Consider the following 23,890-nt stretch of genomic DNA (forward strand, 5'->3'; position numbering starts at 1 on the left):
CTTGCCGGGAGCCGGGCCGCCTGCTTTGATAAGACCAGTGCCAACGATTATGAACGACTAGGCACCGGCTAGTGCGGCCTTGAGATGCTTTTGCTCGACCCGCACGCGGAGTTCGCTGGCGAGTTCGACAACGGGTTTGAGCCGGCGCTGTTTCTTTTCCTGGTGGTTGTTGGCGATATCGGCAAGACGGTGCGCCAGAAACGGATTGCTGAAGCGGTCTCGCACATCGTCGAGATACTTCGTCGCAATCTCACTCTGGCCCAGCGCTTCGAACACGGGAAGCACCTCGTCGGTCCATGTCGATTCGAGCGTTGCGCGCCACGATTCGTTTCGCATGCCGTCGAGGACGGTAGTGGTCGGATCGCCTTGCGAATCGAGCCAGCATTGCGCCAGCATCGTATGACCGAGGTTCAGCAGGAAAAGCTTCAGGCGTTCATAGTGCGCCAGATTGTCGGTCACCACGATGCTTTCATGACGGCAGGGCAAGACCATGCCTTCCTGCTGTTCGATCGCCCATAAAGCGTACGGCTCGGCCACGGCGCCGACGGGCTCGATGGCTTCGGAGACGATCCGGTCGACGAGCGAATTGACCCAGATGCAATCGTTCGTCAGATAGCGCAGAAAGTCAGCGTCCATTTGCCAGCCGCGCGCGACCGAAAGCACCAGATCTCGCAATACGTCGCCATTGCGCGAAACCAGTTCGCACGGCAGCAGCGTGATTGCCTTGCCGCCCGCGCGATAGCGTTCGTGCAACAGAACGGCCAGCTTCGCCGCAAAGCCGCGTGGCGCTGTGCAGCCGTCAAGTACCGAGGCGGTGTCTTCAGCAAAGAGCGCATAGCCGTTGTCCGCGGTATTCGAAACGATCACTTTCACTTCGTCGCGAATGTATTCGAGCAATAGCGGCCAATCGTCGTCGGCATGCAGCGCTTGCGCAACGCTGTCGCACTCGATGGTCAGATCGACGGTTTCCTTGCGATGCAAGCCGCGAATGCGGACAGGGTAGCGCGCGTTTGCGCGGATTGCGTCGATGCGCGCGCGACTTTGCGTGCTCGCAGTGGTCTGCACCATCGCGATCTTTCCGAGCGCGTCATCCGGATTGCGACGCGCGGCTTCGCAGACGAACAGATCGACGTGTGCCTGCAAGAATCGGCTGGTCCCGAACTGAAGGATTGGACAGGGCGTGTTGGTCATGCGCGGTTTCCGTTCGTTAGCATTCGACGATGGCTTTCACGACGCCTGCTGACGGATCGAGCAGCTTCGAGAAATCGGCGGGAAGCGACGACAACTGCAAGCGATGCGTGTTCAAAGCGGCGTCGGGGATTTTGCCCGCACGCATCGCATCGAGTACCGTGTCGAAATCTTCGAGCGTCGCGTTGCGGCTTCCCAGCAGCGTTGCTTCGCGCTTGTGGAACTCCGGATCCGAAAACGATATGACGTCCTTCACGACGGAGATCAGCACATATTTTCCGCCGTGTGCGATGAATTCGAAGCCACGGCGCATGGCGTCCGGATTGCCGGTTGCATCGAACACCACATCGTAGAACTCGCCGTCCGTCAGCTCGCTCAGCGCTTCAATGTCGCCATTACCGAGGGCGACCGACGCTGCCACGCCTAGCTTCGCGGAACAGAACTCCAAGCGGTCTGCTCTCGAGTCGAGCGCGGTGACCGTTGCGCCCCGAAGGCCCGCGAAGATCATCGCAGCCATGCCGATGGGCCCCGCGCCGACGACCAGCACGCGCTGACCGGCGCTCACGTCCGCGCGTCGGACAGCGTGCGCGCCAATGGCGAGGAATTCGACCATCGCGGCCTGATCGAGCGTAACGCCTTCCGCTTTGCGAACGAATTGAGCGGGTACGCTCAGATATTCGGTCATTGCGCCGTCACGATGCACGCCGAGTACTTTGATGTTCACGCAACAATTGGTTTTGCCGTTGCGGCAGGCAATACATGTGCCGCAGGACAGATAAGGCATGACATAGACTGCATCGCCGGCAGCGAGGCCGGACTCCGCGTCGGCTGCCTCGACAGTGGCCGACAGTTCGTGGCCCATTACGCGTGGGTATTCAAGGTACGGTTGATTGCCCGTGAAGATGTGCATGTCGGTCCCGCACACACCGACGCGCCTGACCCTCAGCAATACTTCGCCCGGCCCGCGTTCGGGAATCGAGCGCGTTTCGGATCGAAGAGTGCCGGGCTTCTCGCAGACAACTGTAAGCATGACTAAATGACCTATGTGGGCTTTTTTATCGAAAAGTTGGAGCAGGACAGAAACATCGTGTGCGAGAGCGTGGATGGCTACCGCTGATAGCGGCGCCGTTGCCGCGTGATGTCATCGAAACCGGGACAGAAGCTGAACTAGCCTTGTATTCGCTGAACGTAGAATAACTTTCCCTGTCAGAATTGGTCAAGCCACTTTGACGATTTGCGGGTAAATACGGAGTTGACGGGTGGCTGGTACGCACGGTATCAAGCCAACCCCGCGCTTTTGCCCGTGATTTCACCGTACTTGGTCAGGCCAGTTGAGTATGTCAGGGATTCGGACCATGGAACTCAAATCGGTACAGCCGCGTCGGCTCTATCACCTGATCGGGGATCAGATCCGGGCCTATATCGCGACAAACCAACTGCCGACGGGCGATAGGCTTCCGCCCGAGCGCGACCTTGCGCTGCAGCTGAATGTTACAGGCAGATAAGGCTGTTATGCGGTGACAGCCACGCAAGCTGATGAATGTCTTTTACGGGAAATTCGCGACTCGCAAAAATTAGCGTGCCGCGGATTATTAATTGTTTGGACTAATTCGAACATCGTCGGACATTTTGCCAAGTAATTAAGTGTCGATTTATTTTTGCTCTTTTAATTTGGCCGTTGACACGTGATTGACATCTGGCGAATTGCTGAATTACTCATGTCAACTGACTGCAGCGCACGCTCAGGTAGGCGTGCGGATGAATCCAAGACGCATCGGGCGTTTCATAAAGCCGCATATCATATGTTTATATAACGGCTATCGTCTGTACGCGTCGATGGTTTATTCGATTGATAACCACCGTACCTTTCAGTTTAGAATGTTCACCCGATGCATCTCCGCCTCGCATTAGCGAAAAGCCGAGATAAATGTCGAAATTTACCGGAGTGGAACGGCCCGCAGGTAATTCGTTCTTCCGTCTTTATTAATACAAAATTTGTGAGAGACAACCCATGCTGAGTCCAAAAGAGTTCGCCACGCTGATGCTGGTCAAGGCCGCGCCCGACCAGATCGACATGTGTAGGCAAGAACTCGACACGCTGCTTGAACGTCAACTGGTCGCCCTTGAGGAACTCGCTTGCGGGCACCAGCGCCTGCATGTGACCGGCGCGGGCCATTCCATGCTCAACGCGGTGGCGCGAAAGCGCTGAGCGTGCAGCAGTCACGGCCAGAACTTTGTACTGAACGAAGGGCGGTAATGAACGAAGAATTGATTAGCATCGTCATGGGTGTAACGGTCCTCCTGATCGCGGTCGTCTTCACTGTAGGTCACTATCGGCGGGAACATCGCCGCAGCAAGCTGTTGAGCGAACTGCATCAGGTACCTGGGTGGTACTGGCAGCGCCATCAGCCGCGCAACTGACGTAACTAACACAACTGACGCAACTGCCGCAGCTCAAGCAATTGACGCAACCCGTGCCCGCGCCGGCTGCTTCGCTCAGCCCGTGAGGGAATAACGCTATTTGCCGCAGGCGCTCGCGAGCCGATAATCGACGGTTTCGACCGTTCCACAGCTCGACATGCGCGACCGAATCGACGATGAGATTACCTTCCGCAAACTGGAAGTGCTGCTCGCATTCATGCAGACCGGCAGTCTTGCGAAGGCGGCCGAGGCGTTGAACGTAAGCACGGTCAGCGTGCATCGCGCGCTGCACTCGCTCGAACAGGGTGTGCGCTGCGCACTGTTTCGCCATGAAGGCCGCAATCTGAAATCCACCGATGCGGCGCAAATGCTCGCCGACGTCGCGCAAGAAGTCATCACGCTGATGTCCGACGGCATCCGGGCGACGCGCGAGGCCGCGGGTTATTCGTCGGATCGCCTGAAGATCGGCTCGCTGTATTCGCTGACTATCAGGACCGTGCCGGGCATCGTTGTCGACCTCAAGGTGCGGCGGCCGGCACTTCAGGTCGAACTGGTGCTCGGTCCGAATGCCGAACTGATCGAGAAGCTCAAGCAGGGCGCGATCGATGCGGCACTGATGGCGTTGCCCGACGCCGAGCCCGAGGTCGAATCGATCCCGCTTTTCGAAGACGATATTTTCTTCGCCGCGCCCGCGGATTCGCCGTATGCAAACCTCGATGCCGTCGATCTGCGCGACTGCCGCGACGAAACCTTCGTTTCGCTAGGCGAGGGGTTTGCGACCTATCACGGCTTCCAGGAAGCATTTCGCGTCGCCGAATTCACGCCCAACGTGACGATGCGAGTAGGCGACATCTATTCGCTGATGAACCTGGTAAGCGGAGGCGTCGGCTATACGCTGTTGCCCGGCCGCGTGCGAGGCGTATTCGGCGACAAGGTGCAGTTCATCCCGCTTAAACCGCAATACATGATGCGCCAGACGATCGGCGTCAGCTTCCTGCGAGCACGCGAGCGCGATCCGAATCTGCTCGCGCTCATGGCCGTGTGCCGTCTTCGAACAAGAAACGCCGGCTGAGGTTTTGGACCGCGGCTTTGTCGTGCGCATAGCAGTGAGTGCCCGTGTTCGTGGCCGCTTGCGATTGTCCCGCGAGGCGGTGCATGACGGCTCACAAGAGTCACCACATCACCCGCGAAACCGCTGCGATCAAGTCAGCCGCCGACCAGAGCGCGCGTCGTGAAGAACAGCAGCGAGGGTCCGAGCAGACAGCCCACGCCCGTATGAAACGTGGCGATCAGCGCGCCATAAGGAACGAGCCGCCGGTCGGTGGCCGCCAGTCCCGCGCTCACGCCGCTCACCGTGCCCGCAAGGCCGCCGAAGATCATTCCGGAGCGGGGCGTCCTGAGTCCCATGAAGCCGGCCGCGAGCGGCGTGCCGATCATGACGATGATCGCCTTGATGAGGCCCGTCGCGATGCTGAGCGCGATCACGTCCGAGCTTGCACCGATCGCCGCGCCCGTCACGGGTCCGACGATGTAGGTCACCGCACCCGCGCCGATGGTCGTCATGCTGACCGCATCGGTGTAGCCAAACGCGTGAGCGACGCTTGCGCCCACAATGAACGGCAGCACCGTGCCGAGCAGCAGCGAGACGACGCCGATGAGCCCCGCCTTGCGCGCTTCGGTGGCCTGCACCTCGAAGGCCGTCGCGACGATTGCGAAGTCCCGCAGCATCGCGCCGCCCATCAGGCCCACGCCGGCGAAGAGCGGCAGGTCCGCCAGACCTTTCTGGCCTGCGGTGAAGACGCCGCCGAAGTAAGCGAGCACGAGTCCGATCACGATGGCGATCGCGGAGCCGTGCACGCGCCCGAACGTGAGCTTGCGCGAAATCACCGACGACACCCACATGATGAGCCCAACCAGCGCGAACGCCGTGACGAGGCCGTTGTGTATCAGTACTTTGTCGAGCATCTGGATCATGGCTGGCTCCTGCTTCAGATTTCTTCGGGTTGCGGGCTGCCGATGAACGACGTGCTGTCGCGACCGGTGCGTGAGAGCACAGCAATACAGATGGCGCACAAGGCTGCCGCGCCCAGTGCCGAAAGCAGCGCGACGGGGCCGCCTTTGAGCGCGGCGACGACGTTCTGGTTGGCCGCCATCGCGACGACGACGGGGATGTACATTGCGCCCCAGAAGCCCACGCCTGCTTCCGTCTCCTTGGGCAGCAGACCCTTACCGTGCAGATAGAGCCGCAGGAAGATCAGCAGCAGCATCGCGATGCCGACCCCGCCAACGTTCGTCTTCACGCCGATGGCGACCCCGAGCAGGTCGCCGAGAAACAGACCGGCGAGGTGGCAGAAAGCAAGCAGCGCAGTTCCATAAATGATCATTCGTGTCTCCTGTCCCGTGTCTCATGCAAAAGCTGTCGGATCGAGCTCGCCATGTGCTTGCTCTGACCTCACGCAAGGCGGTTGCTAATTCTTTTGAATATGGCGCGAGTCTATGGGAGCGCGAGATGACCGTTCAATGACGTTCGCCAGGCGTTCGTTATCGTGAGGGTAACGATTCGAGGCATGCGATGCCGAGGCCCATGCGTGGCGGGGGCGGACGAGCCCGCTTCACGGTTTAGGGGTTTTCCCTCGCGCGGCGTGCAACGAGCAGATTCGCGGCTGTCGAGTCGCGATGACAGATGGGTCGGGCGTCTCGTGTTATCGCGCGTCGAACTTGGACGCGAGCCTCTGCTCCCGAAAAGCAGCGACCACGAAGTCGATAAACACACGCGTTTTTTCGGGGAGGAGCTTCTTGTTCGAATAGTAGATCGAAATCGGTCCGTGGTCCGCGTACCAGCCGGGTAGCAGGCGGACCAGCGCCCCGCTCGCGAGCCAGCGCGCCGCATGCGGCATCGGAAGAAATGCGACGCCGTGGCCTAGCATGGCCGCGTGAGCCATCGCCTCGGGGTCGTCGAAAATCATCCTCGGACGGCACTCGGCCTCGGCCTGCTCGCCGACCTGGTTACGCAGCGTCCATGAACGCAGACGTCCCGAGGTCGCCGAGCGCCGTACGATGCCGTCGAAGTCGGTTAGATCGCCGGGATGACGCGGCATTGCCCGTTTCGCCATGTACGAAGGGGATGCTGCCACGATGACGTGAGTCCGCGCGAGTTCGCGTGCGACGACTCCCGGCGTGAGTTCGATGCCGCCGCCGATCGCCGCGTCGAAACCGCCCGCGACCAGATCGACCGGGCGATTGTCGAAGTGCCAGTCGGGAATGATCGCCGGGTAGCGTTCAAGAAACTCGCCGAGCAACGGCAGCAGATACTCGCGACCGAATGCCAGCGCCATGCTGACCTTCAGCGCGCCGGACGGCTTGCCCTCATGCGTGGCTGCATTTGCAATGGCATCGCGAACCGCGGAGAACGGATCGGCCACGTCCCGCAGGAAACGTTCGCCGGCCGCCGTGAGCGTGAGGTTCCGCGTGGTGCGCTGAAACAGACGCAGCCCGAGCGACGCCTCGAGGCGAGCCACGTTCTTGCTGACCGCCGCGGGCGTGAGGCCGAGTCGCCGGGCGGCTGCCGAAAAGCTGCCCGACTCCGCGCTAAGGACGAACGACTCGATCGAGTTCAACGCTTCCATCGCGATTTGATACAAATGGTTGAAAGACCAACTCTACATCAGACGCTACCGGTAACCAGGTGTCGAGCCCATACTTCATGCACTCAATTCAACAAGGAACGACATCATGAACTCAACCCTCAACGGCAAAGTGGCGTTTGTGACCGGCGGCGGCCGCGGAATCGGAGCCGCCATCGTGCGACGGTTAGCGCGCGACGGTGCGGCTGTCGCGTTCACCTACAAAGGCTCGGCGGCGATCGCGAACGATCTCGCGGAAAGCATCACGGCTGAGGGCGGGCGTGCCATCGCGCTGCAGGCCGACGCAGGCGACCCAGCGGCACTGACGCGCGCCGTCGACGAAGCAGCGGCGGCGCTCGGCAAGATCGACATTCTGGTCAATAACGCCGGTGTGCTGTTGATGGGCCCGGTCGACACCTTCTCGCTGGAAGACTTCGACAAGACGCTGGAAGTCAATGTGCGCGGGGTGTTCGTCGCCATCAAGGCGGTGCTTCCGCACATGGGGAATGGCGGGCGCATCGTCAACATCGGCAGTTGCAATGCGGAGCGTATGCCTTTTGCGGGCGGCGCTGCTTATGCGATGAGCAAGTCGGCGCTGCGAGGACTGGTTCAAGGCCTTGCACGCGACCTTGGCCCGCGCGGGATCACAGTCAACAACGTGCAGCCTGGCCCGACCGACACCGACATGAATCCGGAAAGCGGCGACTTTGCATCGGCATTGCATGGCCTCATGGCACTGCCGCGTCATGCACATCCTGATGAGATCGCCGGCATGGTGGCTTATGTTGTCGGACCGGACGCCGGGTTCGTCACCGGTGCGAGCCTGACGATCGACGGTGGCTTCAACGCGTAGTCAGTTCACAAAGCGCCTGCGTGATCTTTTGCGTTTCACCTCCTAGACTCGATTTTTGTCCGCAAGCGGTTGATGGCCGTGTGGAATCGTCTGCACATATGCCGAACCGCTTGCACCTGTTCGTCGACGAGAAAAGGAGATCCGATGGAATGCATCGAGATATACGCGGGCGCCGACGGACATTCGAACTTCAGGACTATCCAGGACTTCGAGACTAGTCCGGTGTTGTTCAAGGGCGTTGCCGTCTCGCTGTCTTCGCCGCTGCCATGCGAAAGCGTGCTCATGCATGAATTCGACGGTGATTACTTTCTCGGCTGGCACAACCCGCCATCACGGCAATATGTCGTGGTTCTCGAAGGCGAACTGGAAATCAGCGTGCAAGCGCGCGACACAGCGCAGCGTTTTGGAGCGGGTGCGGTTTTCATTGCGAACGATCTGCAGGGCACCGGCCACACGACGCGCGCAATCCGGCCAGGCCGTGCGTTAGTCGTCAACTTGCGGGGATAACGCAATGCAACTCGACCATGCTCTGGCAGTGGTGACGGGCGGCAGCAGCGGTATAGGCTTTGCAACCGCTGAACGGTTTATAGCCGAAGGCGCGCGCGTGGTGATCAGCGGGCGTAACGCGGAAAAACTCCAGCAGGCCGCGGACAAACTCGGCGAGAACGCGTTGCCGGTCATGGCGAATGCCGCGAACCCGGAAGACATGCAACGGCTATATCAGACAGCGGTCGGCCGTTTCAAATGCAATGTCGATGTGGTGGTCGCGAACGCAGGCATCTCCCGGCAAACTCCGCTGCGCGAGACGACGCTGGAGCAATTTTCCGAACTTCTCGACATCAATGTCGGGGGCGTTTTCTCGACTGTTCGAGAGGCGTTGCCGTTTCTCGCCCGACCTGCGTCGATCGTCCTCGTGGCGTCGCTCGCGGCCAGTCAGGGCACAAAGAATTTTTCCGCATATTGCGCTTCGAAAGCGGCGGTGGTCTCGCTGGCAAAATGCTTTGCAGCCGATCTGGTCGAATTCGGCGTGCGGGTGAACAGCATTTCACCGGGAGTGGCCCATACGCCGATCTTCGATACGCTGGGCATATCCGACGCGCAACTGTTGGAATGGTCGAATGTCATTCCCATGAAGCGGCCGGCCGAACCCGCCGAGGTTGCTGCGGCGATTCTTTTTCTTGCGTCGAATGCATCGGGGTACGTGACCGGCGCCGACCTCGCAGTCGATGGCGGCATGTCCGGCATCAGTCCGTTCTGAATGGAGATTGCTCCATTTTTTCGCGGCAATGCATAGCGACGCGAAAGATCAGCGCGCTAGTTCGCCGCCCATGAGACGAGCGTATCGCCAAAGCCGCCGCGAGCGCGTACCGCCGTTCGCGCGCTCGTCACGACGCGCGGTGCTGCGCTCCATGCGATCTGTGCGCCCGTAGCGATCAGGCGATCGACAAGCCCCACGTCTTCGCTGCACGCACAGGGCGGAAAACCGCCCGCGCGAAGATAGGCCTGTGCACTGACGCCGAGATTGGCGCCATGCACATGCCGGTGGCCGTCCGCATCCATGTAGGTTGCGCGAAAGAAGTCGCGCACGCTCTGCGGATGCTCGCTCCAGTCGTCCACGGCGATCGAGCCGCAAACAGCGTCGGCGCCCAGCGCGAGCTGCGCGGCGAGCCAGCCCGGCGAGACGCGGCTGTCGGCGTCGGTGAAGGCCAGCCAGCGCGCCCCCTCGGCCAGCAGCAGATCGGCGCCGGCCGCGCGTGCTATGCCGACGTTGCGCGCGCTTACGCTCAGCGTCTGTGCGCCATGCGCATGTGCAATGACGCCGGTGCGGTCGTCGCACGCGTCCAGCACGACCACGATTCGCACAGCTTCGCCGTCAAGCAGGGGATGGCACGACGCCTCGGCGAGCGCTATCAGGCAGGGCTTGAGCAGCGCCTCTTCGTTGTGTGCGGGAACGACGACGCCAATCATAAAAGGCCCTCATGTTGCGCTACCGAGCGCGCATCGCGCGACCAGACATCGACGATGAAATCGGCTTCCTCGTGATGCACAAGCCGCGTCAAGCCACAACGCGTATCGAGTAGCGCATGCACCTTGGTAGTCTCCTGCAACGCCTCGGCGAAGGGCCAGCGCCAGTGACACGCGAGCAGTGTGCCGTCGGACGAGAGCGTGTCGGCGATCCGTGCGGCGAGCGTTTCCAGTTCGCTGTCGTCGAGGTAATAGGCCAGTTCGCTCACGACGATCAGGTCAAACGGTCCGCTTTGCGTCGGCCATTCTCGCGGCACCGAGCATTGCTCGACGCGCACGTGCGGCGCGTGCGCCACGCGCTCGCGAGCGGCATGCACCGCGCGCTCGTGCAGGTCGACGGCAAGTAGCGCGCCGCAACGCGTCGCGAGTTCGGCGGTCAATTCGCCGTTTGCGCATCCGGGCTCAAACGCATTGCGGTAACGTTCGCGTGGCAAAGCGGCGAGCGTGAGCGAGCGCTTGCGGCGTTCGTACCAGCCGTTGCGCAGGTTCCACGGATCGTCGCTGTGTTTGTACAGGTCATCGAAATAGCGGTCGGCGTCGCGCGTCATAGCGTCCACGGGGAGTTCTCCGGTTCGCACGTGTGCGTGCTGCCGCCACCTTCTTGAAGGAGCGTTTCGCCGAGCGCCGCCAGATCGCGCTCCGCGTGACTTTGTCGAATGAACACGGGCAGGTCGGCCATCGCGCGGGCGAAACGGCCGTTGCGGCATAGCGGTCCGGCGCCGAGTGCGCGCGTGGTGTGACGCATCACGGCAGTCGCTGCGTCTTCGACGACCAGCCGCGCACGCAGTGCCTCGCGTTGCACGATGGCGTGAGGATGCGCGTCGATATGCGCGGCCGTTTCCCGCAGCACTGACGCCGCGCCTGCCAGCGCGCAATCGACTGCTCCCAGATGTGCGAGGCGGTGCGGGTCTGCGTGCTGACGGCAGGCGTCACGCAGCACTTCGCCGATGCGCGCCGCAGCTCCGTACCAGCACGCCGCGATGCCGGCGCCGCCATGCCAGAAGCCGGGCCGATTCACATAGGCATGGGCGTTGCCAACGAGCGTCGCGGGCGTGCCGCGAAAAGTCACGTCTGCGCTTGCCGTGGCCTGCATACCGACGGCCAGCCAGTTCGAGGTATCGATCGAAACGGAAGGGTGATTCATTGCGACAGCAACGAGCACTGGTTGATCGTCGAGCCACGCGGTCACGAGTGCATGGCTGAGAACGCCTGCCCCCGAACACCACGCTTTGATGCCTTCAAGGACCACGTCGGCACCATTGCTTCCGGTTGTTTGTCGTGTTGCGCGGACGCGCGCGTTGGGTGATTCGGCCGCCCAGACGCCCCATTTGCTCCCACTCGGCGGCGTGGGGCCATGGAGTTCCGCGAGGATCGCCAGGGCGTCGGTGTGGCCCTCGTACAGTTTCACGAGCCCCAGATCGTGCGCCGCGACATCGGCGAGAACACGCCAACGCGAAAGAGTCTCGCCCTGACCGGGCAGCGGCATGCGGGGCGCGCGATCGAACTCGTGTTCGATGAGGTCCGCCAATACAGCGCCGAGGGCGAGCGGATCGTCGGCAGCGAAACGCGTCTTGCCGAGGAATATTGCTACCGGGTGCGCTGGATGAGATGTCTGCATCGGCTCCGTGAACTCCGCAAATTATCGTTTTTCGAGGGACTGCCGGGTCGTGCAATTTCAGAACGACACAAGCCGCACGCCGTCATTGCAGCGTCAATCCCGCCACGAGGCGGGCGGTACGGAGGGCGACTAGTGGGACGTCGAGGGTTTTGAAGGCGTAGCAAGCCGCATGCCGCGGCTGTTGCGAAAGCGCCGGCCGATCAGAGGGAGCTGTGGATCAGAACAAAACGATGGCGATACAAACCGGTGCGCGGCACCCAGGCTTCAAACCATGCCGCTAAGCGTGCCTTCGGACCGGTTGGACAGGATGTATTCGAGTTTGTCCAGCGAAAGCGGCTTGGTCAGGTGGAAATCGAAACCAGCGGCAAGCGCTCGGGACTTGTCGGATTCGGCTGCGTAGCCGGTGAGTGCCACCAGCACGATGCCGTTAAGTTCTGGATTCAACCGGACGAGGCGTGCGACCTCGAATCCGTCCATCACCGGCATTCCGATATCGATCAGTGCGATGTCCGGGCGGCGCTCTGACATCAGCTTGATTGCGTCGATGCCATTGTCCGACGTGGTGACTTCATGACCTTCCACTTCGAGCAGAAGCCCGAGTGCCTCCAACGCGTCGCGATTGTCGTCGACGACCATCAGTCGCGCCCGTTTCGTCTCCGCACGCGCTTGCACCTGCTGAGCGATGTGCGCATCAGCGACCGGCCTCAGTATCGGTAGTCGTAGGCGTACCGTCGTACCGCTTCCTGGACCGTCGCTGCGCAACAAGATTTCGCCGTCATGGAGTTCCACCATGCGTTTGGCAACGGCGAGTCCGATGCCGAGGCCGCCGTCTGCCCGCGCTGCGCCTCTCGCTCCTTGGGCAAACAGTTCGAATATCTGTTGCTGAGCGACGCTTTCGATACCGATGCCATTGTCCTGAATCTCGACGAGCACCGAGTCAGAGACGCCGTCAGTGGAATTCGAAGGCTCGATGCTCACGCTCATCCGGATATCGCCGCCGACTGCGGTGTACTTTGCGGCGTTCGACAGCAAATTGCCGAGAGCCTGACTCAACCGCACATGATCGGCACGGACAGGAAGCTGCTCGTCGAGGCCGGTGACCGTCAGCTTATGCTTGCGCGCTTCAATGTGATGCCTGATTGCCGACAGCGCATCGAACGCAATGTCGTTGAACGATGTGTCGCTGAGCTTGATGGTGAGCTTTCCGTGCTGCAGGCGCGCGGCGTCTAGCAGGTCGTCTACGAGAGTGCGCAGGTGGCGCATCTGCCTGTGTGCGATATCCAGCACGCGGGCCGCTCGCTGGTTGTCGGCGCACAGATGCCTGGCCGCGCCAATCGCACTGTCGATCGGCGCCATCGGATTTCGCAGTTCGTGCCCGAGCATCGCGATGAATTCGTTTTGCCTGCGCTCGCTTTCCTCGCTGATATCGCGTGCGTCAACGATTGTCAGCGAAGAGCCCGCGAAGACGGCAAGATTCGATAACAGCCGGGCGTCTTCGAGGTCGAATCGGCGGTCGTCACGGTGGGACATGACCCATATCGCACCGAGGTCCTTGCCTCCTACATTGATAGGAACAACGACACCTTCCGGGACGCTTATGCCAGGGAATGACAAACACGGGAATTGCGTCTGTGGCTCGACAAACAACTGGGCGGTGCCGGCCCGCAAAGTTACTCCGCAGGGGCAGTCTTCCCATGCGGTCGTTTTTCCCTGAAGGCCCGCACAGAGTCCTGATACGGCAAGCCAGCGGAACACCTGCTCGCCTTGTTGCTGCTCGATGAGGCTGATGCCTGCGCTGCCCGCCGAGCACAGCAACAGCGCGGTGTCTGCAATTGCCTGGAGAAGTTCTTCGCGCGAACCAGCCTGGGCCCGGGCTAGAGCGACGAGGGCCTGATTTTCGGCTGCGTAATCGGGTGCCCGGGCAGGCCGTCGGGCAAGCTCGCCAGTGTAACCAGGCATGCTGCTATCCAAAGATGATGGGGACCGGAGAGTGCCACAAAGCAAGGCTGGTTGCATATGTGCGAGCGGTTGACGCAGGCACACCTCTCACTCCAAGGGTCCATTTAACGATACGGGACGAAGCACGCCAAGTCAACGACGCCGGCTCCTCCCGGGGGCGCGGCAGGCCCGCGTCCAGAGTCTCCAACCGCAACGGCGATGGGCCTTCGCGGCACGGCAAACCGATCGGCGACGATGCGACATGATACTGGGTCGAGACGGTCAAGGACCGATTCTTCGCCGCCCCAGACGATGTGCAGGTGTGAGCGGCGAGACTGGAAGGGGGGGCATACGCAACCGGCGCCGAAGTCACGAAGCGCGCGGCGCACGCGGCACATCCATAGACCACTTATCGACCACTTCCCAGAGAAATAACCGTATATACTGTTTATACCGTTACTCTTAAAAAAGGATCAGCCATGGCCGCACCGACTCTACGACAGCCAACAAAAAAGGCGTTTCATTTCCCCAAGAATTCGAAAGGTCAGCAAAGCGATAACGTATCGCAGGCCGTACCTGCCGAGCAGCCTGCAACCAACAATCCTGTCCCGACGAAAACGGCACCGAAAGCAAAGCGCGCCGCTGCTTCGAAGCAGGAAGAAGTAAAGGCGCAGGCTGAACAGAAGCCCCGTCGTGCCAGAAAGGAAAAGGTGGTGCGAGACAGCTTTACGATGCCGAAATCCGACTACGAAAAAATCGCGGCCTTGAAGCAGAAATGTCTGGACGCGGGCGTATCCGTCAAAAAGAGTGAGCTGTTGCGAGCGGGGCTGATCATGCTCGAGGCCGCGGCGTTGAAACGTCTTCTGGCAGCCGTGACCGCGGTAGAGGCGGTGAAGACGGGGCGCCCCGCGAAAGGATGAAAGCAGGCGGTCGCGGCGCTCCGCTCGCGCGCCTTCTGACTTGTTAGCAGCGCGCAAGGGACTGAGACGTGTTCCTTGCGCCACCCGCACGATGTTCCTCTAAATCAAGGGGCGATTAGATCATCTGCGGTCCGCCGCGACCTGGAAAGCCCGCGTTGCGACCTCGCCAGCGATGCTTTCGCGAAGTTGTCACATGGGTCATCCAACCTGAATGCGAACGTGCGAAGTGGACAGTTTCTCGTCCCACGACGCGCATCCTAACCGGCCGCTCCTGGTCGAACTCGCGAAGGTGATGAGATGAGCCCACTGTCCACGCAGCAGAATTTCCAGAGCCTCTCACTGAAGGACTTGCTCGAAGCCAGAGAGCTTTACCACTGGCATCTGTCGAACAAGGCGAACGTCGTAGGCACTGCTGTGGGTCTCTACCTGATCCGGAAAGACGACCCGTGGCCCGGGGACAATGCCGATTCCGACGGAAGCCGTTCGCCGCTCGAGAAAGGCATTCGTACGTTCGACAATTCGGAAGTGCGTCCGTATTCGTGGCCTGCAGTCATCGTGCTCGTGCGCAACTGGGTAGATGCGACGGAATTCGGATTTGGCAAGGTCGACCCAGACCATATGGTGCCGCGTACGCTTTATATGCCGGACGGCCGCGCAGTTCCGGTTTGCGTCGTGGCAGTGCAGGAAACCGAGCCGTCAACAAACGCTCCGACCGATACCCGCTGGCCCTCGACCTATATCGGCGGCGGATGCCCGCTGCTTGCGCAGGCGCAGGGTGTCGAACGCACCGCGAGCGTGGGATGTCTCGTGACCGACGGCCATACAACCTATGCGCTCACGAATCGGCACGTGTGCGGAGAGCCTGGAAGTCCCGTCAAAGCGCGTCTGCGTGGTGCAGTTGCCGAAATCGGCATCGCCTCTGAGCGGCAACTGACGCGCGAACCGTTCACCTCCGTCTTTCCGGAGTTTCCTGGGAGTCGCAGTTATTTGACGCTAGACATTGGTCTCGTCGAAGTCCACGACGTCAACGACTGGTCGAGCCAGCCCTTCGGCATCGAAGGGACGCCTGAGGAAATCGCTGACCTGAATGAACTGAGCCTGAGCCTTCGACTTGTCGATCAGCCCGTGACTGCGTTCGGTAGCGCTTCGGGACTGCTCGACGGAACCATCAAGGCACTTTTCTACCGCCACAAATCGTTGGCGGGCTATGACTATGTTTCGCAGTTTCTCATCGCGCCAACATCGGGCTCGACGCAAACACAGGCCGGCGATTCCGGCACGGTGTGGTACCTGAAGTCTGGAGACAAGGAAAAGCCCAAGCTGCATCCGTTGGCGGTGGAGTGGGGCGGCCAGACGTTACTTGAGGGCGACATGCGTCTGAACTATGCGCTGGCTACCGGGCTCAGCACTGCATGTCAGTTGCTCGACGTCGACCTGGTTCGCGACCACAATCAAGGCGCTAACCCGTACTGGGGACAAACGGGTCATTACAGCATCGCGACCGCTGCAATCGAATCGGTAGCGAACGGTCCATTGCGGGAGTTCATGAAGGCGAATATCGAGCGCATCAGTTTTCGTCCTGATGAGCTGACGCCGCAGCAGATCCACGCGAAACTCGCCAACGGCGAATTCGTTGAACTTGCCGATGTGCCCGACCTCGTGTGGAAGAAAACGCCAGCGCGTGTGCCTGGCGGACGGGACTACGCGCAGAACGCCGGGCCCGAACATCCGACCCATTACGCCGATATCGACGAGCCCAATGCCAACGGCAAGACCTTGCGCGACGTCACGTTGAGCAGCATCGACAACATGAGTGTTTCTGTATGGCTGAAGTGGTATGCAGACGAAGGCCAGGCGGACAGTCGCTCAGAGGGACTGCTGCCGTTCCGCGTGTGGCAGATCTTTGACGAGATGGTTCGGCAGTTGAAGGCCCGAGACGATACGCGATTCCTGTGCGCCGCAGGCGTATTGGCTCACTACGTTGGCGATGCGTGCCAGCCGCTTCACGGGTCCTATCATGCCGACGGATACCGCGATGCCCCGGGCGCAACCAGCAAAACGTGGCCGGGCAAGGGAGTCCATTCGACGTACGAAGACAAGATGGTGGACCGGCACTCGACTGAGTTGCTGCCCAAGATTGCTCCGCAAGCGAAACGCTTCGAAGGTACGATCCCCGCCATTTCTAACGGACGCGATGCCGCTTTCGCCACCGTAACGCTGATGGCGCAGGCGGCAGACATTCTCCCTCCCAGCAAGCTGATCGACGAATATATTCGCCTCGGTGGCGGCAGTTCCGCGAAGGTAGTCGATGGTCTCTGGAATGCTTTTGGAGACGATACGGCGAGGCTGATGGGCGCAGGAGCGCGATATCTTGCGGCCATCTGGGAAGCAGCATTCGCGAAGGCTGACACGTCGCTGCCATCAGGCGCACGGGTAATACCAGAAGCGGAATTGGCGAAGGTTTATCAGAACAAGGAGTTTGTGCCTTCTGTGACGCTGGACAAGATTGCCCCGTTGCTCGAATGACGCCAGGTTGTTAGCTCGCCGCACGGCGGCGCTAACCACACACAACGAACACACAACGGGCCAGTACACCATAGCGCCTTGCGAGGCGAGTGTGGTGTGCTGGCCCGAGCATTTAACCAAGCAGTTTTGACGCCGCTTTAATCTGGCGCTGCTGTTCTTTCTTCAATGCACGAAAGACTGACGTTGCATCGACATCTGCAGGCAACGAAGAACGATTCGCGTCGAGCAGGTCACGGCTCGCAACGGCGTCGTTTAATGCGCCGAAATGCTTCTGTAGCCGCTTGAGTCCCTTCAGTCCGTTGCGCTGTTTTTTTCCCAGCAACGGCTCGAAGAACTCGATGAGATAGCGCACCTTCTTTCCAGCTTTGCGCACGTCGTGATACGAGTTGTAATCAGAACTGCCCGCTTTCGACGCGTGGCGCATCCGTTTTTTCAATTGTTGCTGCGCTGTCTTTACCCGCTTTTGCGCGAATTTCCGCAGCGGTGTTCGAGTCGGCGATGTGTTCAACTCCCGGTTCGCTTCGCTCACTGCATTGCGCAGTGTTTTGTCGAGATGTGCGTTACTTAGAGTTTCGGCGCTTTTTTCGGCCGTCTCGTTTCGACTTCTTCGGAATGCATCCAGAAGAGCCTGGTCACTGTCTTTCTCAACGAGCTTGATCAATATGTCCCAATCGCGCGTGTTGCCCGCTGCGTTGGCCATGAACTTGAAAAGGGCGCGCTGCTCGTTGTCGAATTTCTCGTCGAGAATCGGCCGATATGCCCAGAGCAAAGTGCGCAAGCGGCGCAGGGCGATGCGAAGTTTGTGAAGCTTCTCGGCATCTGCATCGTCCCGCAGAGCCGACACCTGTGCGATGGCCTCGGTAACCAACGGGCTGGCATAGATCGCAAAGCTGGATTCCGCCAGCGCGTCACGGTCGGGTAAGGGTTTGCTGCCGTCCGAAGTCATGATGGTTCCTCATATTGCGCGATGCACCAGTATGGGCAAAAACCATTCCTTCTGGCTTCATGACCCGCGCGTGACGCTGAACGCTATCGAAGGGCGGGCGAACGCCGTATTTATTGGAGAAAATCACCGCCGGCCGGTTTATGAAGATTTTGTGAAGGCGGTGTCGCGCTCCGCTTTGTAGAAAGTTTGCCTGCGTTGACGCCGAATTTGCATCCCTTGTGGTGCTTGGGTTATGCGGCAATAAGCCCATGTTTCAGACCGGCGCCGCTGCACAGGCGCCGGTGCGGACGCTGGAGTCGAGCAGCGCATAGCAGTGCTGCATTGCACAAAAATTGCTAGCGTTATGGAGTGGAACACCGCCCCCCGGCGGCATTCGCCATGACTCTCCAACGGGGTACGAAGATGCACGACGCCGAAGCTGCAACAACCTTACTAAATAGATGCCGATTAACGAAGGAAGAACTCGACGGGGAGCCATCGGCTCTCGATATGCTGCGAGAAGGAGGGCTCCCGTTCAAGCACTTTCGCGGCGTCTGTCGCAATGCATCGGAACCGGTTGGCGATTGCATGGAGATAGAATGCCTCGAGTTTTGCGACGGCTCTCATGCGCTGCGTCTGGTGCGGCCCGGCTCAAGACTCGACTCGGCACTATGGACTGCCGTTGCTCCCCAACAGTGCAACGTTGCGACGACTCGATTGAATCCCGCGAAAGAAGAACGGGATGCTCAAACGCAGTGAATGTTCTTTTACCGAACAGCATGAGCCGGACCACGGTTTGCCGGTTTCGGTGCAGAGCATGGATGGAGCCAACTTTCCAATCAGCACCGTCACGATCTAAAGTGACGACGTGCCAAAGTGGCTACGCGCTGCGATGCAGTCAAGGCCAGCATCGCGAATCGATAGCTGTCCATCGCACCACAATAGGGTACTCGGCGCGCTGCGATGCGCGCGCGTAAGTCAGCCGTGCAGCGATGAACGTGTCGATGGTATCGAGCAACACTTCAATCGGGGCCGGCTTCCGGAGGAACGCATTCCAGGAGCGCATCCCTTCTTCTTCAGGTTCCGGCATAGCCGACAGCAACACCACTGGTATGTCGGAAAATACAGGCCGGCACTTGAGACGCTGGCAAAGCTCTCTGCCGCTCATCTCAGGCATCTCCAGATCGGTGAGAACGAGTTCCGGAAAGTCGGCTTGTGCCTTGCGCAGCGCATCCCATCCGTTCCCGGCTAGCACGACCCGGTGGCCGCGACTTTCCAGCGCCAGTTGCAGCGCCCATCTGTTTTCAAGGTCATCGTCGACGAGCAGTACGGTGGACATCACGCGATAGTGGTAGAGAGAACTCCACCAACTTTCGCAAGCGGCGTACCTGCCGAGCGCTCAGCGCCTGTCCGCCTCCGGTTCCGTCGAACCCCTAAACGATCCTTCCAGATGGGTGTTGCAGCGTACATTTAGGGCGATTGCTGCCCTGTGTCGCAATGTCCCAGTGTCAGGTCCACGGAACATGGGTTCCATCAAGGTCGCGGTCTAAGCGGTAAGCAGCACTGATCAGGGCGAGGTGAGTCAGCGCTTGCGGAAAGTTGCCGAGGGATTCTCCCGTCGTGGCGACTTCCTCTGAGAACAGGCCGACGTGGTTCGCGTAAGCCAGCATCTTTTCGAATACGAGGCGGGCCTCGTCGACTCTCCCGGAGCGCGCGAGGGCCTCGGCATACCAGAAAGAGCACGCGCTGAATCCGCCCTCCATACCGGGCAGGCCGTCGAGCGTCGAACCGCGCGTGTAGCGGAATATCAGCGGGTCCACCTTCAGTTCTGCGCCGATTGCGTCAAGCGTTCCGATCCAGCGAGGGTCCTGCGGGCCGATGAACCGTACCAGTGGCATCATCAGCACGGAGGCGTCGAACGTGTTCGAGCCCGGAGTCTGGACGAAGCTGTTGCGCTCCGGGTTCCAGAAATTCTCGTGGATGTCGCGATAAATCTCGTCCCTTGCGGCGAACCAGTCGCTAAACGGTGCCGGCAACGAGCGCTTCTCAGCAAGCCGTAGAGCACGGTCAATAGTCACCCAGCACATGAGGCGAGAATGCAGCAACGGGCGGGTACCATTGCGCAATTCCCAGATTCCGCTATCCGCCTCCCGCCAGTGCGCGACCACGTACTGAACAGTTCGCGCTACATGGCGCCAGCCTTCGTACGAAATGCTGACGCCATATTTGTTGTACAGGTACACGGCATCGAGGAGCGCCCCATAGACATCCAGCTGCTTCTGGTCCCGGGCAGCGTTGCCTATCAGGAAGCTGCCGGTTGAGCCGCCAAACGGTTCGAGGGCTTCTTCTTCTGGCACAGGCCGGCCGTCGACGGCATACATCACCTGGAGGGAGCCGTCCGAAGCGCAGTCCCGGTTCCGGTTCGCAATCCATTGCATGAAATGCTCCGCTTCCTGCGTATAGCCGAGCCGCAATAGCGCATAGACGGAAAACGCGGCATCGCGTATCCACGTAAAGCGGTAGTCCCATCTACGTGAGCCATCCTGCGATTCAGCAAGTCCGAAGGTGGGTGCCGCGATAATCGCGCCGTGCTCACTCGAACTGAGTAGCTTGAGGGTAAGCGCCGAGCGAAGAACCATCTCCCGGTAACGGCCGCGGTAAGACGACTGGGAAGACCAGCGCTTCCAGAAGTCGGTGGTATCGCTGAGCAGCGCCTCACCATCAATCTTCTGTTCCGCGAGCTCGGCCTCGGCGCCGAGCACGATGCAAAGCGTGTCGCCTTCGCTAAGCTTCACTGTGGCTTCAACCGTGCCGCGGTCGCATGCAAGTGATGTTGACGCATGAAGGAGAAGAGGTGCGGCACCGTCATCGGGCACGAACCGGAAGCCCCCCGTTGTCTGCTCGACAGTGTGGCCGGCGCGCCCGTAATTGAAGCGAGGTGTGCAGGAGATTGAAAGGTGCATCGAGCCAAACAGAACCTTGACCGCCCGGATCACGCAGTTTGCAGTCGACTGCGAGAGTTTGCCCTTGGAGTCATTGACGACCGGCATGAAATCGACAAGCTCGCAAACGCCATCGCCTGTCATGAAGCGGGTCAGGAGGACGTTGGTCTCCGGCAAATACATCTGCTTCGAGGTGAAATCGGCAGAGCATGGAGTGATTGAAAACTGGCCACCTTCTTTGTCCAGCAACGCGGCGAAGATGGTGGGCGAATCCATGCGGGGATAACACATGAAATCAATGGACCCATGGGTGGAAACGAGCGCCGTCGTCTTCATGTTGCCGATAAGGCCACGACAATCAGTCGCGAGGACTGGCCGTTGACACTCTGTGCGTTGCGAGCCCATTAGCTCTCCCTCAAGCGGAAGCCCCGTGACTGGACGAGCTCCGGCATTCGTTTGATGAGCGCTGGATGCAGCACTTTCTGTTCCATGTCAGGGCGGATGACTCGATTCTGGCGCTTTTGCAAGCCAGCGGCGGTAGAGGAAAGGCTGCGATAGCAGAGGCTGTAGCCCGCGTGAGCCCATGAACGGACGACCGGGCGCGGCTCGCGAAGCGCACTTTCATCGCGGGTGGCGAGCCTGATCCAGGTCAGGAGCCGGCTCCGGCGCCCCGGACGCATCGGCGAGCGTCCGGTCTGCATCGAACTCGCTTGGCGACGTTCCCAGTTCTCGCCGGAACATGTCACTGAAGCTGCTTGGCTGATATCCAAGCGCTCGGGCGATGGTACTGACCGACTGACCTTCGGCGAGCCTGGAGACCGCAATCGCAAGTTGTACCTGCCGCCTCCATTCAGCGAAGCCGATGCCTAGCGAGCGGGAAAACAGTCGCGCCAAGGTGCGCACGCTCGCGCCCACGGACGCCGCATGTTGCTCGAAGCTGATGTCGACCGACGGATTTTCTATGACCGCACGGCAAAGGACTTCGAGCCGACGGTCGGTGCCATCCGGCAATGGGATTCGTAGCGAGTAGCGATTCGCGTGTGCGAGTTCCAGCGCTGCGAACCGGTATGCGAGGTCCAGGTATTCGTCGTCTCGCTCCGCTTCGCGCTCTGCAATGGTCGTGATGAGCTCGCGCAAAAGGCCATTGATTTCGAACACGTCCGGGCGTTTGGTTAAATGCTTGACGTCGCGTTTTCTCAGATAGAGATTTCGCATCTCGACTGCACTCATCATTCGAATCGAATGTACGGCACCAGGAGGCAGCCAGACCGCCCGCTGAGGCGGGACCACCAACGCCTGGCGTCCGACCTCGACCCACATGACGCCCGCCACCGCATAGAGAACTTGCGCCCAGTCATGTGAGTGTGGCTCGATGTGCAGTCCACGAGGGTACGTCCGGGCCAAGGACTTTCCGGGCTCCGTGCTATCCGACAGGTCAGGAGGAACTGCTTTGGACATGGCATCGATTCGTGTGTTGTTGCGCGAAAGGGTAGTGCGGGACAGTCGGTAAATCAATCGGACGCTCCTTTGCATTTGTCCGAAACACAGAAGTCATTGTCGCAACGCCCGCCGCATCGCGCACTAGACTTTGACCCGTGAATGCATGCACTGACTCCAGTGCAGCCAGAACCGTCAAAGGACCAGGCCATGAAAGCAATTCAATTCCGCTCGTTTGGTGACCCGGGCGTACTCGAGTATCTCGATCTGGAGACCCCGCATGCCGATGCAGAGCAGACGGTGGTTCAAGTCAAGGCGGCGTCGGTCAATCCCAGTGACGTCAAGAATCTTTCGGGTCACTTCTCGCACACCGTACCGCCGCGAATTCCTGGCCGCGATTTCAGCGGCGTTGTGGTCGAAGGTCCTGCCGAATGGATCGGAGCAGAAGTTTGGGGCACGGGAGGCGACATTGGTTTCACGCGCGACGGGACTCACGCTGAATTTGTGCGAATTCCCGTGAAAGCGTTGTCGCGCAAGCCGGCCAATCTTTCACACGCCGAAGCCGCTTCCATTGGCGTCAATTTCGTCGTTGCATGGCTCGGCGCAGTCGAGTACGGACGACTTTCCGCGGGTGAAACCATCGCCGTGATTGGTGCGTCGGGAGGCGTTGGCGGTGCCGTGACGCAAATTGCAAAAGCACGCGGCGCGCGAGTGATTGCAGTGGATCGTCATGAACCGCTTCCGGATTCACCTGCGGGTCGCCTCATTGACCATTACGTGCCTATATCGGAGGACGCAGCACTGCGTGTGCGCGAGCTGGCAAACGGTGGTGTCGACCTCGTCTACGATGCGGTAGGAGGCGTGACGTTCGAACTTGCGCTTTCGCTTGCGAAGCGGCGCGGGCGCGTGGTTGAAATCAGTGCCACGGGCAAGCGGCGCGTCGAATTCGATCTGATCGACTTTTATCACAACGAGACACAGCTATACGGGGCAGACAGCGCGAAGCTTGGCGTTGCCGACTCTGCACCCTTCATGGATGCGCTAAGAGCCGAATTCGAGAAAGGAAGCTTCGAGCCGCCGGTGATCGCGCAACGATACGCGCTGGAAAATGCAAAAGCTGCGTACGAGGCGGTCCAGGCTGGGACCCGTGGGCGTGTTGTGCTCGAAATGTGAGCGTTGTTTCCCTGCTCGGAACTGGAAGACTTCATGAAACCTTACCTCGTGTCGCTCGCTGCCGGAGTGTTGGTTGGGCTCGTCTATAGCGTTATCAACGTGAAGTCGCCGGCGCCGCCGACGATCGCGCTTGTGGGTCTGCTCGGCATGCTGGCAGGGGAGAGCGTGCTTCCCTTCATACGTCACGTGCTGGCGCATGGAATCGGCTAGGTCGCGAACGCAGCTTCAAGCGTGACAGGCAGGATATTGAAGGCGGGCGGCGAGCTTATCGCCGTCCGCATAAGTGCCGCAAACAAGTCAT

General features: G+C 60.3%; 25 protein-coding genes. 12 read left to right on the forward strand and 13 right to left on the reverse strand.

The window, feature by feature from the left end; translation table 11 throughout:
* Window positions 1–57: 57 nt before the first annotated feature.
* Window positions 58–1,191 carry a mannitol dehydrogenase family protein gene (locus J2W46_RS15525; protein WP_310354852.1) on the reverse strand — a complete coding sequence of 378 codons (1,134 nt, stop codon included), beginning with the start codon at window positions 1,189–1,191 and terminating at the stop codon, window positions 58–60.
* 16 nt (window positions 1,192–1,207) lie between these two features.
* Entirely contained in the window at window positions 1,208–2,218 is a 1,011-nt protein-coding gene (locus J2W46_RS15530; RefSeq protein ID WP_310354853.1) for a zinc-binding alcohol dehydrogenase family protein, read from the reverse strand.
* Window positions 2,219–2,543: 325 nt separating this feature from the next.
* Here J2W46_RS15530 and J2W46_RS15535 point away from each other — a divergent pair, with 325 nt between their 5' ends.
* From J2W46_RS15535 to J2W46_RS15550, 4 genes are all read left to right on the forward strand, one after another.
* On the forward strand, window positions 2,544–2,693 hold the full coding sequence (locus J2W46_RS15535; RefSeq protein ID WP_310354854.1) for a GntR family transcriptional regulator: 150 nt from the start codon (window positions 2,544–2,546) through the stop codon (window positions 2,691–2,693).
* A 506-nt stretch (window positions 2,694–3,199) separates the two neighbouring features.
* The gene (locus J2W46_RS15540) at window positions 3,200–3,397 is read left to right on the forward strand and encodes a hypothetical protein (protein ID WP_027775273.1); all 198 of its coding nucleotides are present in this window, start codon (window positions 3,200–3,202) and stop codon (window positions 3,395–3,397) included.
* A 47-nt stretch (window positions 3,398–3,444) separates the two neighbouring features.
* On the forward strand, window positions 3,445–3,609 hold the full coding sequence (locus J2W46_RS15545; RefSeq protein WP_020065693.1) for a hypothetical protein: 165 nt from the start codon (window positions 3,445–3,447) through the stop codon (window positions 3,607–3,609).
* Window positions 3,610–3,766: 157 nt separating this feature from the next.
* On the forward strand, window positions 3,767–4,681 hold the full coding sequence (locus tag J2W46_RS15550; protein WP_020065694.1) for a LysR family transcriptional regulator: 915 nt from the start codon (window positions 3,767–3,769) through the stop codon (window positions 4,679–4,681).
* Window positions 4,682–4,815: 134 nt separating this feature from the next.
* On the opposite strand, the gene madM is transcribed toward J2W46_RS15550, so the two are convergent.
* From madM to J2W46_RS15565, 3 genes are all read right to left on the reverse strand, one after another.
* A complete protein-coding gene (gene madM, locus J2W46_RS15555; RefSeq protein ID WP_310354856.1) occupies window positions 4,816–5,583 on the reverse strand; it encodes a malonate transporter subunit MadM in 768 nt (255 codons plus the stop codon).
* Window positions 5,584–5,597: 14 nt separating this feature from the next.
* The gene (madL, locus tag J2W46_RS15560) at window positions 5,598–5,993 is read right to left on the reverse strand and encodes a malonate transporter subunit MadL (protein ID WP_020065696.1); all 396 of its coding nucleotides are present in this window, start codon (window positions 5,991–5,993) and stop codon (window positions 5,598–5,600) included.
* Window positions 5,994–6,311: 318 nt separating this feature from the next.
* Window positions 6,312–7,235, reverse strand: coding sequence for a LysR family transcriptional regulator (locus J2W46_RS15565; protein ID WP_288823939.1), 924 nt, complete (start codon window positions 7,233–7,235; stop codon window positions 6,312–6,314).
* 106 nt (window positions 7,236–7,341) lie between these two features.
* On the opposite strand from J2W46_RS15565, the gene J2W46_RS15570 reads away from it, so the two are divergent.
* The 3 genes from J2W46_RS15570 to J2W46_RS15580 all read left to right on the forward strand — a co-directional run bounded on the left by J2W46_RS15570 (window position 7,342) and on the right by J2W46_RS15580 (window position 9,343).
* Complete coding sequence (locus tag J2W46_RS15570) at window positions 7,342–8,085, forward strand: SDR family oxidoreductase (protein WP_310354859.1); 744 nt, start codon at window positions 7,342–7,344, stop codon at window positions 8,083–8,085.
* A gap of 144 nt (window positions 8,086–8,229) precedes the next feature.
* On the forward strand, window positions 8,230–8,592 hold the full coding sequence (locus J2W46_RS15575) for a cupin domain-containing protein (protein WP_087752171.1): 363 nt from the start codon (window positions 8,230–8,232) through the stop codon (window positions 8,590–8,592).
* Between the two features lie 4 nt (window positions 8,593–8,596).
* Window positions 8,597–9,343 carry an SDR family NAD(P)-dependent oxidoreductase gene (locus tag J2W46_RS15580; protein WP_310354862.1) on the forward strand — a complete coding sequence of 249 codons (747 nt, stop codon included), beginning with the start codon at window positions 8,597–8,599 and terminating at the stop codon, window positions 9,341–9,343.
* Between the two features lie 56 nt (window positions 9,344–9,399).
* Here the strand turns inward: J2W46_RS15580 and J2W46_RS15585 are convergent, their stop codons facing one another.
* From J2W46_RS15585 to J2W46_RS15600, 4 genes are all read right to left on the reverse strand, one after another.
* Window positions 9,400–10,053 (reverse strand): glycosyltransferase, encoded by a 654-nt coding sequence (locus J2W46_RS15585; protein ID WP_204520633.1) that lies wholly within the window; start codon window positions 10,051–10,053, stop codon window positions 9,400–9,402.
* Window positions 10,050–10,658 (reverse strand): SAM-dependent methyltransferase, encoded by a 609-nt coding sequence (locus tag J2W46_RS15590; RefSeq protein WP_310355230.1) that lies wholly within the window; start codon window positions 10,656–10,658, stop codon window positions 10,050–10,052. The genes J2W46_RS15585 and J2W46_RS15590 overlap by 4 nt, the downstream gene beginning before the upstream one ends.
* On the reverse strand, window positions 10,655–11,728 hold the full coding sequence (locus J2W46_RS15595) for an acyl-CoA dehydrogenase (protein WP_310354864.1): 1,074 nt from the start codon (window positions 11,726–11,728) through the stop codon (window positions 10,655–10,657). The genes J2W46_RS15590 and J2W46_RS15595 overlap by 4 nt, the downstream gene beginning before the upstream one ends.
* A gap of 264 nt (window positions 11,729–11,992) precedes the next feature.
* A complete protein-coding gene (locus tag J2W46_RS15600; protein WP_374726834.1) occupies window positions 11,993–13,744 on the reverse strand; it encodes a hybrid sensor histidine kinase/response regulator in 1,752 nt (583 codons plus the stop codon).
* Window positions 13,745–14,145: 401 nt separating this feature from the next.
* Between J2W46_RS15600 and J2W46_RS15605 the strand changes: the two genes are divergently transcribed.
* Together J2W46_RS15605 and J2W46_RS15610 are read left to right on the forward strand one after the other, a co-directional pair.
* Window positions 14,146–14,586: a hypothetical protein gene (locus tag J2W46_RS15605; protein WP_310354868.1), complete on the forward strand. Its 441-nt coding sequence runs from the start codon at window positions 14,146–14,148 to the stop codon at window positions 14,584–14,586.
* A 297-nt stretch (window positions 14,587–14,883) separates the two neighbouring features.
* Window positions 14,884–17,112: a Nal1-like putative serine protease gene (locus J2W46_RS15610; protein ID WP_310354870.1), complete on the forward strand. Its 2,229-nt coding sequence runs from the start codon at window positions 14,884–14,886 to the stop codon at window positions 17,110–17,112.
* A 112-nt stretch (window positions 17,113–17,224) separates the two neighbouring features.
* Here J2W46_RS15610 and J2W46_RS15615 read toward each other — a convergent pair whose 3' ends face one another.
* Window positions 17,225–18,058 (reverse strand): CHAD domain-containing protein, encoded by an 834-nt coding sequence (locus J2W46_RS15615; protein WP_310354871.1) that lies wholly within the window; start codon window positions 18,056–18,058, stop codon window positions 17,225–17,227.
* 31 nt (window positions 18,059–18,089) lie between these two features.
* On the opposite strand from J2W46_RS15615, the gene J2W46_RS15620 reads away from it, so the two are divergent.
* Window positions 18,090–18,239, forward strand: a complete 150-nt coding sequence (locus tag J2W46_RS15620; protein WP_310354873.1) for a hypothetical protein — start codon at window positions 18,090–18,092, stop codon at window positions 18,237–18,239.
* 696 nt (window positions 18,240–18,935) lie between these two features.
* On the opposite strand, the gene J2W46_RS15625 is transcribed toward J2W46_RS15620, so the two are convergent.
* From J2W46_RS15625 to J2W46_RS15635, 3 genes are all read right to left on the reverse strand, one after another.
* On the reverse strand, window positions 18,936–19,376 hold the full coding sequence (locus J2W46_RS15625; RefSeq protein ID WP_020065709.1) for a response regulator: 441 nt from the start codon (window positions 19,374–19,376) through the stop codon (window positions 18,936–18,938).
* A gap of 169 nt (window positions 19,377–19,545) precedes the next feature.
* The gene (locus J2W46_RS15630) at window positions 19,546–21,384 is read right to left on the reverse strand and encodes a glycoside hydrolase family 15 protein (RefSeq protein WP_310354875.1); all 1,839 of its coding nucleotides are present in this window, start codon (window positions 21,382–21,384) and stop codon (window positions 19,546–19,548) included.
* A 216-nt stretch (window positions 21,385–21,600) separates the two neighbouring features.
* Entirely contained in the window at window positions 21,601–22,437 is an 837-nt protein-coding gene (locus J2W46_RS15635) for an AraC family transcriptional regulator (RefSeq protein WP_310355231.1), read from the reverse strand.
* 189 nt (window positions 22,438–22,626) lie between these two features.
* Here J2W46_RS15635 and J2W46_RS15640 point away from each other — a divergent pair, with 189 nt between their 5' ends.
* Complete coding sequence (locus J2W46_RS15640; protein ID WP_204520641.1) at window positions 22,627–23,589, forward strand: quinone oxidoreductase family protein; 963 nt, start codon at window positions 22,627–22,629, stop codon at window positions 23,587–23,589.
* Between the two features lie 33 nt (window positions 23,590–23,622).
* Window positions 23,623–23,799, forward strand: coding sequence for a DUF1427 family protein (locus tag J2W46_RS15645; protein ID WP_204520642.1), 177 nt, complete (start codon window positions 23,623–23,625; stop codon window positions 23,797–23,799).
* Window positions 23,800–23,890: the final 91 nt, after the last annotated feature.

Source organism: Paraburkholderia strydomiana (assembly GCF_031456815.1).
Taxonomy (GTDB): Bacteria; Pseudomonadota; Gammaproteobacteria; order Burkholderiales; family Burkholderiaceae; genus Paraburkholderia; species Paraburkholderia caledonica.